Source organism: Embleya australiensis (assembly GCF_051903075.1).
Taxonomy (GTDB): Bacteria; Actinomycetota; Actinomycetes; order Streptomycetales; family Streptomycetaceae; genus Embleya.
This window is the reverse complement of record NZ_CP182422.1, coordinates 6431836-6445613: the sequence shown is the minus strand read 5'-3', so window position 1 is coordinate 6445613 and position 13778 is coordinate 6431836. Positions and strand designations below refer to the sequence as shown.

9 protein-coding genes are annotated in these 13778 nt (G+C 71.2%); 2 read left to right on the top strand and 7 right to left on the bottom strand.

Annotation, left to right across the window (positions count from 1 at the left end; genetic code table 11):
* Position 1: 1 nt before the first annotated feature.
* From carB to pyrR, 6 genes are read right to left on the bottom strand one after another with little or no spacing between them, the layout of a single operon-like run.
* The gene (gene carB, locus ACMXN5_RS27655) at positions 2-3313 is read right to left on the bottom strand and encodes a carbamoyl-phosphate synthase large subunit (protein WP_439677498.1); all 3312 of its coding nucleotides are present in this window, start codon (positions 3311-3313) and stop codon (positions 2-4) included.
* On the bottom strand, positions 3306-4439 hold the full coding sequence (gene carA, locus ACMXN5_RS27650; protein WP_395791119.1) for a glutamine-hydrolyzing carbamoyl-phosphate synthase small subunit: 1134 nt from the start codon (positions 4437-4439) through the stop codon (positions 3306-3308). The genes carB and carA overlap by 8 nt, the downstream gene beginning before the upstream one ends.
* Before the next feature lie 5 nt (positions 4440-4444).
* Positions 4445-5068, bottom strand: a complete 624-nt coding sequence (locus ACMXN5_RS27645; protein WP_439677496.1) for a PH-like domain-containing protein — start codon at positions 5066-5068, stop codon at positions 4445-4447.
* Positions 5065-6351: a dihydroorotase gene (locus ACMXN5_RS27640; protein WP_380010149.1), complete on the bottom strand. Its 1287-nt coding sequence runs from the start codon at positions 6349-6351 to the stop codon at positions 5065-5067. The genes ACMXN5_RS27645 and ACMXN5_RS27640 overlap by 4 nt, the downstream gene beginning before the upstream one ends.
* Positions 6348-7382 carry an aspartate carbamoyltransferase catalytic subunit gene (locus tag ACMXN5_RS27635; protein ID WP_380010152.1) on the bottom strand — a complete coding sequence of 345 codons (1035 nt, stop codon included), beginning with the start codon at positions 7380-7382 and terminating at the stop codon, positions 6348-6350. Before ACMXN5_RS27635 ends, ACMXN5_RS27640 begins: the two co-directional genes overlap by 4 nt.
* A 3-nt stretch (positions 7383-7385) precedes the next feature.
* Positions 7386-8021 (bottom strand): bifunctional pyr operon transcriptional regulator/uracil phosphoribosyltransferase PyrR, encoded by a 636-nt coding sequence (pyrR, locus tag ACMXN5_RS27630; RefSeq protein WP_380039416.1) that lies wholly within the window; start codon positions 8019-8021, stop codon positions 7386-7388.
* Positions 8022-8407: 386 nt separating this feature from the next.
* On the opposite strand from pyrR, the gene bldD reads away from it, so the two are divergent.
* Positions 8408-8911, top strand: coding sequence for a transcriptional regulator BldD (gene bldD, locus ACMXN5_RS27625; RefSeq protein ID WP_126643439.1), 504 nt, complete (start codon positions 8408-8410; stop codon positions 8909-8911).
* Between the two features lie 111 nt (positions 8912-9022).
* Here bldD and ACMXN5_RS27620 read toward each other — a convergent pair whose 3' ends face one another.
* Complete coding sequence (locus tag ACMXN5_RS27620) at positions 9023-10039, bottom strand: LacI family DNA-binding transcriptional regulator (protein WP_395790942.1); 1017 nt, start codon at positions 10037-10039, stop codon at positions 9023-9025.
* 407 nt (positions 10040-10446) lie between these two features.
* Between ACMXN5_RS27620 and ACMXN5_RS27615 the strand changes: the two genes are divergently transcribed.
* Positions 10447-11808 (top strand): MFS transporter, encoded by a 1362-nt coding sequence (locus ACMXN5_RS27615; protein WP_439677494.1) that lies wholly within the window; start codon positions 10447-10449, stop codon positions 11806-11808.
* Positions 11809-13778 lie beyond the last annotated feature (1970 nt).

Below are 13778 nucleotides of genomic sequence, written 5' to 3'. Positions count from 1 at the left end.
GTCAGCCCTTTCGGTGGGACGTGATGTGGTCGGCGTGCTCCTGGAGCGAGCGGACCCCGATGTCGCCCGCGATCAGCGACTGGATGCCCTGGACCGCCGCGGCGAAGCCCTGCACCGTGGTGATGCTGGGGATGCCCCGGGTGACCGCGGCGGTGCGGATCTCGTAGCCGTCGAGTCGACCGCCCGTGCCGAAGGGGGTGTTGACGATCAGCTCGACGTCGCCGTCGTGGATCAGCTGCACGATGGTGCGCTCGCCGTCCGGGCCCGGGCCCTCGCTGTGCTTGCGCACCGAGGTGGCGGGCACGCCGTTGCGGCGCAGCACCTCGGCGGTGCCCTCGGTGGCCAGGATCTCGAAGCCCATGTCGTGCATGGCCTTGACGGGGAAGACCATGGAGCGCTTGTCCCGGTTGGCGAAGGACACGAACGCGCGCCCCTTGAGCGGCAGCGAACCGTACGCGCCGGCCTGGGACTTGGCGTAGGCGGTGCCGAACACCGCGTCGATGCCCATCACCTCGCCGGTGGAGCGCATCTCGGGGCTGAGCACGGTGTCCACGCCGCGGCCCTTGGTATCGCGGAAGCGGTTCCAGGGCAGGACCGCCTCCTTGACCGCGATCGGCGCGTCCATCGGCAGCGTGCCGCCGTCGCCCTCGGCCGGAAGCAGGCCCTCGGCGCGCAGTTCGGCGATCGTGGCGCCGAGCGAGACGCGCGCGGCGGCCTTGGCCAGCGGCACGGCGGTGGCCTTGGACACGAACGGCACGGTCCGCGAGGCGCGCGGGTTGGCCTCCAGGACGTAGAGGATGTCGCCGGAGAGCGCGAACTGGATGTTGATCAGGCCGCGGACCCCGACGCCGTGCGCGATGCCCAGGGTGGCCGCGCGCAGTCGCTTGATGTCGTGCGCGCCCAGCGTGATCGGCGGCAGCGCGCAGGCCGAGTCGCCGGAGTGGATGCCGGCCTCCTCGATGTGCTCCATCACGCCGCCGAGGTACAGGTCCTCGCCGTCGTAGAGCGCGTCCACGTCGATCTCGATGGCGTCGTCGAGGAAGCGGTCGACCAGGACCGGGTGCTCGCTGACCAGGCCGGCGTTCTGCTCCAGGTAGGTCGCCAGGGAGGGTTCGTCGTAGACGATCTCCATGCCGCGCCCGCCGAGCACGTACGAGGGGCGCACCAGCACCGGGTAGCCGATCTCGGCGGCGATGGCGCTGGCCTCGCCGAAGGAGAACGCGGTGCCGTGCTTGGGCGCGAGCAGTCCGGCCTCGGCCAGCACCCGGCCGAACGCGCCGCGCTCCTCGGCGAGGTGAATCGCCTCGGGCGAGGTGCCCACGATCGGCACGCCCGCGTCCTTGAGCTTTTGCGCCAGGCCCAGCGGGGTCTGCCCGCCGAGCTGGACGAGCACGCCCGCGACCGGTCCGGCCTGGGTCTCGGCGTACACGATCTCCAGCACGTCCTCCAGGGTGAGCGGCTCGAAGTAGAGCCGGTCGGAGGTGTCGTAGTCGGTGGAGACGGTCTCCGGGTTGCAGTTGACCATCACGGTCTCGTAGCCCGCGTCGTGCAGCGCGAAGGCGGCGTGCACGCACGAGTAGTCGAACTCGATGCCCTGCCCGATGCGGTTGGGCCCCGAGCCGAGGATGATCACGGCCGGCTTGGTGCGCGGCGCGACCTCCGTCTCCTCGTCGTAGGACGAGTAGTGGTACGGGGTGCGCGCGGCGAACTCGGCGGCGCAGGTGTCCACGGTCTTGTACACCGGCCGCACGCCGAGCGCCTGGCGCACCTCGCGCACGACCTCCTCGCGCATCCCGCGGATCGCCGCGATCTGCCCGTCGGACAGGCCGTGCCGCTTGGCCAGGCGCAGCACTTCGGGGGTGAGTTCGGCCGCGTCGCGGACCTCGCCGGCGATCTCGTGGATCAGGTACATCTGGTCCAGGAACCACGGGTCGATCCCGGTCGCCTCGAACAGCTCCTCGGGCGTGGCACCGGCCCGGATGGCGTCCATGACCACGTTGATGCGGCCGTCGGTGGGCTTCTCGGCGGCGACCAGCAGCTCGTCCTTGGCGCCGACCTCGGAGACGAAGTCGAACTGCGAGCCCTTCTTCTCCAGCGAGCGCAGCGCCTTGTTCAGCGCCTCGGTGAAGTTGCGGCCGATCGCCATCGCCTCGCCGACCGACTTCATGGTCGTGGTCAGGCGGTCGTCGGCGGCCGGGAACTTCTCGAAGGCGAAGCGCGGGACCTTGACCACGACGTAGTCGAGCGTGGGCTCGAAGCTGGCCGGGGTCTCCTTGGTGATGTCGTTGGGGATCTCGTCGAGCGTGTAGCCGATGGCGAGGCGGGCGGCGATCTTGGCGATCGGGAAGCCGGTCGCCTTGGAGGCCAGCGCCGAGGAGCGGGAGACGCGCGGATTCATCTCGATCACGATCACCCGGCCGTCGTCCGGGTTGACCGCGAACTGGATGTTGCAGCCGCCGGTGTCCACGCCGACCTCGCGGATGACCGCGATGCCGATGTCGCGCAGGTTCTGGTACTCGCGGTCGGTCAGCGTCATCGCCGGCGCCACGGTGATCGAGTCGCCGGTGTGCACGCCCATCGGGTCGAAGTTCTCGATGGAGCAGACGACCACGACGTTGTCGTGCTTGTCGCGCATCAGCTCCAGCTCGTACTCCTTCCAGCCGAGGATGGACTCCTCCAGGAGCACCTCGGTGGTCGGCGACAGGGTCAGGCCCTGGCCGGCGATCCGGCGCAGGTCGTCCTCGTCGTGCGCGAAGCCGGAGCCGGCGCCGCCCATGGTGAAGGAGGGGCGCACCACGACGGGGTAGCCGCCGAGGGTGTCCACGCCCGCGAGTACGTCCTCCATCGAGTGGCAGATCACCGAACGGGCCGACTCGCCGTGTCCGATCTTCTCCCGCACCCGCTCGACCACGCCCTTGAACAGGTCGCGGTCCTCGCCCTTTTGGATCGAGTCGAGGTTGGCGCCGATCAGTTCGACGTTGTACTTCTCGAGCACGCCGTTCTCGCTGAGCGAGACCGCGATGTTGAGCGCGGTCTGCCCGCCGAGGGTGGGCAGCAGCGCGTCGGGGCGCTCCTTGGCGATGATCTTCTCGACGAACTCGGGGGTGATCGGCTCGACGTAGGTGGCGTCGGCGATCTCCGGGTCGGTCATGATCGTGGCCGGGTTGGAGTTGACGAGGATCACCCGCAGGCCCTCGGCCTTGAGGATGCGGCACGCCTGGGTGCCGGAGTAGTCGAACTCGGCGGCCTGGCCGATGACGATCGGGCCCGAGCCGACGACCAGGACGGACTTCAGGTCGTTGCGCTTAGGCACTCTTGGTCTCCATCAGCGTGACGAAACGGTCGAACAGGTAGGCGGAGTCGTGCGGTCCGGCCGCGGCCTCCGGGTGGTACTGCACGCTGAACGCGGGCCGGTCGAGCAGCCGCAGGCCCTCGACCACGTCGTCGTTGAGGCACACGTGGCTGACCTCGGCGCGCCCGTACGGGGTGTCCGAGACGGTGTCCAGCGGCGCGTCCACGGCGAAGCCGTGGTTGTGCGCGGTCACCTCGACCTTGCCGGTCGTGCGGTCCTGCACGGGCTGGTTGATGCCGCGGTGGCCGTACTTGAGCTTGTAGGTGCCGAAGCCGAGCGCACGCCCGAGCAGCTGGTTGCCGAAGCAGATCCCGAAGAACGGGGTGCCCTGGTCCAGGACCGCGCGCAGCAGCTCGATCTGGTGGGTCGCGGTGGCCGGGTCGCCGGGGCCGTTGGAGAAGAACACCCCGTCGGGGGCGACGGCGTTGACGTCCTCCAGGGTCGCGGTCGCGGGCAGCACGTGCACCTCGATGCCGCGCTCGGCCATCCGGTGCGGGGTCATACCCTTGATGCCCAGGTCGAGCGCGGCGACGGTGAAGCGTTTGGCGCCGATCGCGGGGACCACGTAGGCGGCGTCGGTGCTGACCTGTTCGGCGAGGTCGGCGCCGGCCATCTCGGGGCTGGTGCGCACCCGCTCGAGCAGCGCGGCCTCGTCGGCGTGCGCGGCGTCGCCGGAGAAGATGCCGACCCGCATCGCGCCGCGCTCGCGCAGGTGCCGGGTCAGCGCGCGGGTGTCGACACCGCTGATGCCGACCACGCCGTAGCGCGTCAGTTCGTCGTCGAGTGAGCGGCGCGAGCGGTGGTTGGAGGGCACCCGGGCGGGGTCGCGGACGACGTAGCCGGAGACCCAGATGCGCGACGACTCGGGGTCCTCGTCGTTGACGCCGGTGTTGCCGACGTGCGGGGCGGTCATCACCACGACCTGGCGGTGGTACGAGGGGTCGGTCAGGGTCTCCTGGTAGCCCGACATGCCGGTGGAGAACACCGCCTCGCCGAACGTCTCCCCCACCGCGCCGTAGGCGCTGCCGCGGAATGTGCGTCCGTCCTCGAGGACGAGCACCGCAGGCGTCGTGGCCCGTCCGGTCATTGCGGTCACGTGACCGATCCTTCCTGGTGGTTCATTACAGCCGCGCCGGCGGTCGCCGGCGGATCCCCGGCGATCAGCCGGGTGATGGTCTCGATCCACGCGTCGTGGTCGTCGGGGTGGTCGCCGCGAAAGCCCGAATCGAGCGTGGTGTCGCCGTGCGTCCAGGTGATCACCAGCAGGCCGCCCTCGGGCAGCACCTTCCCGGCGATGCCCTTCTCGTGCCGCACACCGGTGAGCGCGGCGGCGGGGACGAAGAAGTCGGTCGCGGCGGGTCGCTCGACCACCAGGCCGTCGGCGCGCAGGGTCAGCTCGACCGGGCTGCGGGTGCCCAGACCGTGAGCGACCACCCGGTCCAGCCAGTCGCCGGCGGTGGTGCTGCCGAAGTAGCGGCCGACCAGCGGCGGCAGCAGCGGCGCGGCGCCGGACTCGGGCGCGGTGTGCAGCTCGGGAAGCGCGGCCTGGCGTTGACCGCGCTTCTTCCAGGCGCGCCACATCAGCAGGTAGATGCCGAGGACGAAGACGAGGCAGATGCCGATCCAGAGGATGCGACCGCCCCAGTCCGTCACCTCCGCCGACTTGCGGTCGGCGGCGAGCAGCAGCAGGTCGTGGTGGGCGTTGCCTGAGGTCACGCGAGCTTCCCGTCGATCACCGTGGGTACGCCGCGCAGAAACGTGGCGACCACCTTGCCGGGCAGGACCAGACCGGCGTAGGGGGTGTTACGGCTGCGCGAGGCGAGTTCGGACGGTTCGACCGTACGCCGTGCGCCCGGGTCGACCAGCACCAGGTTGGCGGGCTCGCCGACGGCGATCGGGCGGCCGTGCCCGTCGAGCCGGCCGATGTCGGCGGGGCGGGTGGACATGCGGTCGGCCACGCCCGCCCAGTCGAGCAGGCCGGTGTCGACCATGGTCTCCTGCACGATCGACAGCGCCGTCTCCAGGCCGAGCATGCCCATCGCGGCGACCGCCCACTCGCAGTCCTTGTCCTCGCTGGGGTGCGGGGCGTGGTCGGTGGCGACCGCGTCGATCGTGCCGTCGGCGAGGGCCTCGCGCAGCGCGGTGACGTCGGCGGCGGTGCGCAGCGGCGGGTTGACCTTGTAGACCGGGTCGTAGCTGCGCACGAGTTCGTCGGTGAGCAGCAGGTGGTGGGGGGTGACCTCGGCGGTGACGTTCCAGCCCTTGGACTTGGCCCAGCGCAGGATCTCCACGGAGCCGGCGGTGGAGACGTGGCACACGTGCAGGCGCGAGCCGACGTGCGCGGTGAGCAGCACGTCGCGGGCGATGATCGACTCCTCGGCGACGGCGGGCCAGCCGCGCAGGCCCAGTTCGCCGGAGACGGTGCCCTCGTTCATCTGGGCGCCCTCGGTCAGCCGGGGCTCCTGCGCGTGCTGGGCGACCACGCCGTCGAACGCCTTCACGTACTCCAGGGCGCGGCGCATGATGACCGCGTCGTCGACGCACTTGCCGTCGTCGGAGAACACCCGCACGCGGGCGGCGGAGTCGGCCATCGCGCCGAGTTCGGCCAGGCGCTTGCCTTCAAGGCCGACGGTGACCGCGCCGACCGGGTGCACGTCGCACCGGCCGCTCTCCTGGCCGAGCCGCCACACCTGCTCGACGGTGCCGGCGGTGTCCGCGACGGGGTCGGTGTTGGCCATCGCGTGCACCGCGGTGAAGCCGCCCAGGGCCGCGGCGTTCGCGCCGGTGGCCACCGTCTCGGCGTCCTCGCGGCCGGGCTCGCGCAGGTGGGTGTGCAGGTCGACCAGGCCCGGCAGGAGGATCTGCCCGGCGGCCTCGACGACGGTGGCGCCCTCGGCGGTGAGGCCGGCGCCGATCCCGGCGATCAGGCCGTCGCGGATGAGCACGTCCTGCGCGTCGCCGCCGAGGACCTTGGCGTCCTTGATCAGGTAGGTGCTCACTGGGCGATCTCCTCGGTGCCGGTGCCGCCGTTCGACGCGCTCGCGGCGCCGGGGGTGCTGGGGGTGCTTGCGGTGACGCTGCTGGGGGTGCTCTGGGCGGGTTCGTTGCCGCCCAGGAGCAGGTACAGGACCGCCATGCGCACGCTGACGCCGTTGGTGACCTGCTCGACGATGGTCGAGCGGGTCGAGTCGGCGACCTCGGCGGCGATCTCCATGCCGCGGTTCATCGGGCCGGGGTGCATCACGATGGCGTGCTCGGGGAGCATCGCCATGCGACGCAGGTCCAGGCCGTAGCGGCGGGAGTATTCGCGCTCGGTGGGGAAGAACGCGGCGTTCATGCGCTCGCGCTGCACGCGCAGCATCATCACCGCGTCGGACTTGGGCAGCGGCGCGTCCAGGTCGTAGGAGACCGTGCAGGGCCAGGTCTCCACGCCGATCGGGAGCAGCGTGGGCGGCGCGACGAGGGTGACCTCGGCGCCGAGGGTGGCCAGCAGGAGCACGTTGGAGCGGGCCACGCGGCTGTGCAGGACGTCGCCCACGAGGGTGATCCGGCGGCCTTCGAGGTCGCCCCGGCCGCCGGCCAGCCTGCGGCGCATGGTGAACGCGTCGAGCAGGGCCTGGGTGGGGTGCTCGTGGGTGCCGTCGCCGGCGTTGACCACCGAGCCGCGCAGCCAGCCGGAGCCGGCCAGGCGGTGCGGCGCGCCGGAGGCGTGGTGGCGGATGACGACGGCGTCGGCGCCCATCGCCTGCAGGGTCAGCGCGGTGTCCTTGAGCGATTCGCCCTTGGAGACCGAGGAGCCCTTGGCGGAGAAGTTGATCACGTCGGCGGACAGGCGCTTGGCGGCGGCCTCGAAGGAGATCCGGGTGCGGGTGGAGTCCTCGAAGAACAGGTTGACCACGGTGCGGCCGCGCAGCGTCGGCAGTTTCTTGATCGGCCGCTCGGCGATGTGCGCGAGTTCTTCGGCGGTGTCGAGGATCAGGATGGCGTCGTCGCGGGTGAGGTCCGCGGCCGAGATCAGGTGGCGCTTCACTGGCTACTTCTCCGCGTCGGTGTGGGCGGCGGGGTCGGCCGCGCGGGTGCCGAGCAGGACCGCGTCGCGGCCGTCGTACTCGGCGAGGTGGACCTTGACGGTCTCGCGCTGTGAGGTGGGCAGGTTCTTGCCCACGTAGTCGGCGCGGATCGGGAGTTCGCGGTGGCCGCGGTCGACCAGGACGGCCAGTTGCACCGCGCGCGGGCGGCCGATGTCATTGAGCGCGTCCAGCGCGGCGCGGATGGTGCGGCCGGAGTAGAGCACGTCGTCGACCAGGACCACGAGCTTGCCGTCGATGCCCTCGGCGGGGATCTCGGTGCGCTCCAGCGCGCGGGCCGGGCCCAGGCGCAGGTCGTCGCGGTACATGGTGATGTCGAGTGCGCCGACGGGGACCTTCGTGCCGTCCTCGATGGAGGCGAGTCGTTCGCCGAGCCGGCGGGCCAAGGCCACGCCGCGGGTCGGGATGCCCAGGAGCACCACGTCGTCGGCGCCCTTGGCGCGTTCGACGATCTCGTGGGCGATGCGGGTCAGTGCCCGGTTGATGTCGGAGGGATCCAGGACCGTACGGGCGGTGGCCGGGTCGAGGTCCTTCGGACGGGCGGCCGACGTGCCGCCAGGGGTGTTTCGGGGTGCTGTCATGGAAAACAGACCTCCTTCCCCGTCTCACAGGACGGGCTTTAAAGGACGCCGGGGTACGTCCCTCACAGTATCAGCCAACATCATCAGTCTTTCGGCGGCCCGGACCGGCGGATCGAGCCGGGGCATATGCCGTGGAAGCTCGCGTAAAGGTGCCTCTCACCTGCATGAATCCGGCTTTGTAGGCCGTTCGGCTTGACGGACGCAAATTACTCTGCGTAACCTCACAATGAGTCACCACCGGGCCAAACGCGACAGTCGCGACGTGCCGAACCTCGCAGCTTCGGGGAGAGTTCGAGGTACAGAAAGCCGGCCCGGAGGTAGCCACCCCATCGGTTCGGCCAACCACCGGTGGACCTTCACGGTCAGTCACCTGTTTTGGGAGCGAGATGTCCAGCGACTACGCCAAGCAGCTCGGGGCGAAGCTCCGCGCGATCCGGACCCAGCAGGGCCTGTCCCTGCACGGCGTCGAGGAGAAGTCCCAGGGCCGCTGGAAGGCCGTCGTCGTCGGTTCGTACGAACGCGGCGACCGTGCGGTAACCGTGCAGCGCCTGGCCGAGCTCGCCGACTTCTACGGCGTTCCCGTGCAGGAGCTGCTGCCCGGCGGCACTCCGAACGGCGCCGCCGAGCCGCCGCCGCGCCTGGTGCTCGACCTGGAGCGGCTGCAGACGGTCCCGTCGGACCAGGCCGGCCCGCTCCAGCGCTACGCGGCCACCATCCAGAGCCAGCGCGGCGACTACAACGGCAAGGTGCTGTCGATCCGCCAGGACGACCTGCGCACCCTGGCCGTGATCTACGACCAGTCGCCGAGCGTGCTGACCGAGCAGCTGATCGGGTGGGGCGTGCTCAACCCGGAGGCGCGTCGGGCCGTGGAGCACCAGAGCAACGCGTGACGATGTGACGGCGGAGCGTGACTTCGCCGGGCGGGAAACCTTGCGGGAACCTCGAAGGGTCCCGGAGCCGATCGGCTCCGGGACCCTTCACCTTTTGTACGCTCGGCGGCCTCAGCCGGATTCGCGGACCACCACGCGCGGGTGCACGACCATGCGCCCGCCGGGCCGGTAGTCACGGCCCCGGATCAGCGTGGTGATCGCGTCCGAGGCGCCGGAGCCCATCGTCCGGGTGTGCATCGAGACGCTGGTCAGCCGGGGCCAGACCAGGTCGCAGAACGGCAGGTCGTCGGCACCGACCACGGCCATGTCCTCGGGCACCGACCAGCCGCACTCGCGCAGCGCCGAGATGATCATCAGGGCGAAGTCGTCGTTGCCGGCGAAGACCGCGGTGGGCGGCTCGCTCTCGCGCTGCCACTGGCGCACGATCGCCAGTACGTCATCGCGCACGTAGCCCACGTCCACCCGGCGCAGCGACACACCCGCGTCCTCGGCGGCGGCCTGGGCGCCCGCCCAGCGCTCCTCGCCGAGGAAGGCCAACGGTCCGGACGGGACCAGGCAGGCCAGTCGGCGGTGGCCGCGGTCGATGAGGTGGCGGACCGCGACGCGGCCGGTGTCGCGGTTGTCGAAGATCGCGGTGGGCACGTCCGGGTGTTCCTCGCGCCCCCACGCGAAGATCGCCCGCACCCCCGCCCGCTTGAGCACGTCGACCGCGCCGCCGGTGAGCCGATTCGATTCCGCCATCACCGCGAGCGGGCGCAGCGCGGCCCACTGACGGGCCGCGTCCGCGCCGCGCGAAGTGCGGTCGGCGTGGATGAGAAGGCTCAACTCGTGCCGGTTCAGCGCCTCGGTGAGTTCGTCGATGAACGCCTCGAGGAGTTGCCCCATGGGTTGCAGCGGCAGCGGGAAGAGCACCACGTCGCTGTTGCCCGAGCGCAGCGACCGGGCGGGCGCGCTGGGCGCGTAGCCCAGTTCGCGCACGGCGAGCATCACCCGCTCGCGGGTCTGCGCGCTGACCCGGACCCCGGGCGGCGAGTTGAGCACGTAGCTCACGGTGGACCTGGACACGCCGGCGAGTCGGGCGACGTCCGAACTGGTGGGGGGTTTGGCCCCCGCCTCCGGCACGCTCATCCGCGACCCCCCGGGCGGCAAGTGACCGACTTCGTGCTCGTCATCTCGACGACACCCCCTACCGCACCCGCGCGCGGGGCCGGCCCGCGCGCAACCGATGACCACCGGATCACGGGGACGCGCGATCCGTTACCGCTTGGTTAGCCGGCACAACCTTGGCCGTAATCGCTCGAATGCGCTACTGACACGTGTCGGTCGTTACAAGATCACTCGCAGTGACGATTCGCTGCACAGCGCACTTCGTTCACCTCTTGAACGATCAAATCGTTATCTAGTCGGGCTGATTTCACGTTGTGGACCCATTCCCCTGCTTATTCGTGTCACCTAGGCTCCGATCCCAACACCACGTCAAACGATTCGGGACCTCCGTGCAGGGAGGTTCGAGTCCCCTCCATCGGACGGTCCACATGAGTTCGACCACCACAGAGGAGCCCGGCTCCTCGTCGCCGGCACCGGTGTCCGCCGCGAAGTCCGCGGACGCCGGGACCACCGGGTACAAGGTCGCTCCGCTCTACGCGACGTTGCCCATCGCCAACATCGCGCTCTACATGTTGTGGCTGGGCGTGGGGGTGTACCTGCTCCCGATCCAGGTCATCCACATCAAGGGCGTGCCCGACCAGGAAGCGCTGAAGTGGCCGATCTTCTGGGGCGCGCTGTTCGCCACGGTCGGCAATCCGCTGTTCGGCAAGCTCTCCGACATCACCCGTTCGCGGTTCGGCCGGCGCTCGCCCTTCATCCTGTTCTGCGCGCTCGTCGGCGCCGCCGCCCTGTGCTTCCAGGCCAACGCGAACTCGATCGCGGTGGTGGGGCTGACCTGGGGTCTCATCCAATTCATCATGAACGGCTACCAGGCCGCGGTGACCGCGGTCATGCCGGACCGGGTGCCGGCGAGCAAGTACGGCCGGCTCTCCGCGATGATCGGCCTCGGTATCCCCGTGGGCACGATCGTGGCCTCGTTGCTCCTTGCCGGCGTCGACCTGAGCATGATCGGGATCGACGCGCAGATCGGCGGCTTCGACGGCCGCTTCGCCGACCCGTCCGACGGCGGGGCCAAGGGCTTCTACCTGATCGCCGCGATCCTGGTGGCCGCCGCGCTGATCTTCGTGATCGTCAGCCCCGACCGCTCCACCAAGGACCTGCCGCGCGAGCCGTTCGCGTTCGTCGCCTTCGTCAAGGGCTTCTGGGTCTCGCCGCGCGAGCACGCCGACTTCTTCATCGCCCTGCTCTCGCGCCTGGGCGTGATGCTCGGGTACATGGTGGTGCTGCAGTTCAACTTCTTCATCCTGCTGATGTACGTGAAGATCCCCCAGGACGAGGTCGTCTCCAAGCTGGGCACCCTGACCGTGATCAACGCGGTGGTGACCATCGTCGCGGCCGTGGTGATCGGCCCGATCGTGGACCGCGTCGGCCGCGTCAAGCCGTTCGTGATCGCCTCCGGCGCCGGCGCGGCCCTGTCCCTGGCCATCCCGATGATCTGGGCCACCGAGGACGGCATGATCGCCTTCCAGGTCGCCAACGGCCTCTTCTTCGGCATGTACATGGCCGTCGACATGGCCCTGATCACCCAGGTCCTCCCCCGCCCCCAGGACGTCGGCAAGGACATGGGCCTGATCAACATAGCCAACGCCGGCCCCCAGATCGCCGCCCCGTTCCTGGCCCCCTTCCTGGTCGACGACCTGGACTTCGGCTACAAGGGCCTCTTCGCCTTCGCCGCCGCGATCTCACTGATCGGCGCCCTGCTGGCCCTGCTGGTGAAGCGCGTGCGGTGAGGGGGCGGGGCCGGGGCTGCCGCCGGCAGGCGGCGGGAGCGGCTGCGGGCGGAGGGGTGAGCCGGGCAAGGGGTGGGCGGGCCGGCCAAGGGGGCGGGCCGGGCAAGGGGGCGGGCCGGGCAAGGGGGCGGGCCGGGCAAGAAGCGGCCCAGCCGAGGGGCGGCCCGGCCAAGGAGCGGGTCGCCCAAAGGGCAGGCCGGCCGAGGGCCTGCCCGGCCAAAAGGCAGCCCGGCCAAGGAGCGGGTCGGCCAAAAGGCAGCCCAGCCGAAGGCAGCCCGGCCGAGGGCAACCCCCGGTCAAGGAGCAGCCCGGCCGAAAGGCGGGTCGGCCGAGTGGCAGCGCGGCACCGCCGAACCCCCGGCCCTCCCCGACCCGGCCGAGCCACATCCCCCGTCTGCCCCAACCCGGCTGCTGCGGCCGACGATCGGTTGGGCGTCGGGCCGGGCCAGGCGGGCCGGCCAAGGGCAGCCCAGCCGAGAGGCGGCCCGGCCGAGGGGCAGGCCGGCCGAGGGGCAGGCCGGCCAAAGGGGGCAGGCTGGCCGAGAGGAAGCCCGGCCAAGGGGCGGAAGGGCCGGCCGAGGGGCAGCCGGCCGAAGCCAACCCAGCCAAGAGGCGGCCCAGCTGCGAGTCTCGGCCCAGCCGAGAGGCGGATACCAACTGGGCTTGCCGACCTCGCCGAGGGTGTCGGCGAGGGGGTACAGGAACGCCTCGACCAGGCCCCGGGCGTCGTATCCGCCCCCGGTGGGGCCCAGTCGAAGGGCACCGGCCGAGGACAGTGCGGCACAGCCGAACCCCAGGTCACCCCGACCCGGCCGAGCCACATCCCCCGTCTGCCCCGACCCGGCTGCTGCGGCCGACCATCCGTTGGGCATCGGGCCGGGTCAGGCGGGCCGGCCAAGGGGCAGCCCAGCCGAGGGGGCCAGCCGAGGGGGCGGGCCAGCCGAGAGGAAGCCCAGCCAAGGGGGCGGAAAAGCCGGCCGAGGTGCAGCCCGGCCGAAGCCGGCCCAGCCGAGAGGCGGCCGAGTCAAAGGGCACCCGGCCGAGGGCAGCGCGGCACAGCCGAGCACCGGGCCGCCCAGACCTGGCCGAGCCACATCCCCCCGTTGCCCGATCCGGCCCCCCAACCCGGCTGCGGCTGACCATCGGTTGGCAGTCAGGCCGGGTCCGGCGGGCCGGGACAGCGGAATACCGTGGCGATCTCGCTCCGGACGGCGTGGGACGCGGGCCCATCGACGCGCCTGGCCCTGCGAAGTGCGGCAGGACCGCTGAGGATGACGCGGGCCCACGGGCGGGCCCTGCGCCACGAAGTGCGGCAGGACCACCGAAGGTGCTGCGGGCCCATCGACGGGCCTGGCCCTGCGAAATGCGGCAGGACCGCTGAGGATGACGCGGGCCCACGGGCGGGCCTTGCGCCACGAAGTGCGGCAGGACCACCGAAGGTGACGCGGACCCATCGACGAGCCTGGCCCTGCGAAATGCGGCAGAGCCCCCGGGCGTGATGAAGGTGAGTAGTGGCGGGCGTGATGGAGTGGTTTCTCCTCCGCTGCGCTCCGTCGGGGGGCGGAAGGGGGAGAGGAGGTTGCCGCTGCGCGGCGCCCGGGGTGGTTCCGGCTCCGCTGCGCTCCACCGGTGTCGGAGGGAGTTGCGGCTCCGCTGCGCTCCACCGTTGCCTGGGTCGGCGCGGCCATGGGTTGTGAGTCGACCCCGGCCGGGGAGCGGGTCGCGGGAGCAGCGCCCTCCAGACGCCCCACTTCCGCGCCCAGGAGCTACGTGCAGGCTCTAGACCGATGACCGGGTCTGGACCACTTCCGGGTTCCGGACCCACTGCTGCGTCCTGGACTCGCGCCTGTGCCTTGGACCCGCCTCCGGGCTCATGGCCCACCGCTGTGCCCGGGATCCACTTCTGCGCCCTGGATCCACTCCGGGCTCTGAGCCCACCCCTGTGCCGTAGACGCACCTCCGGGCTCGAG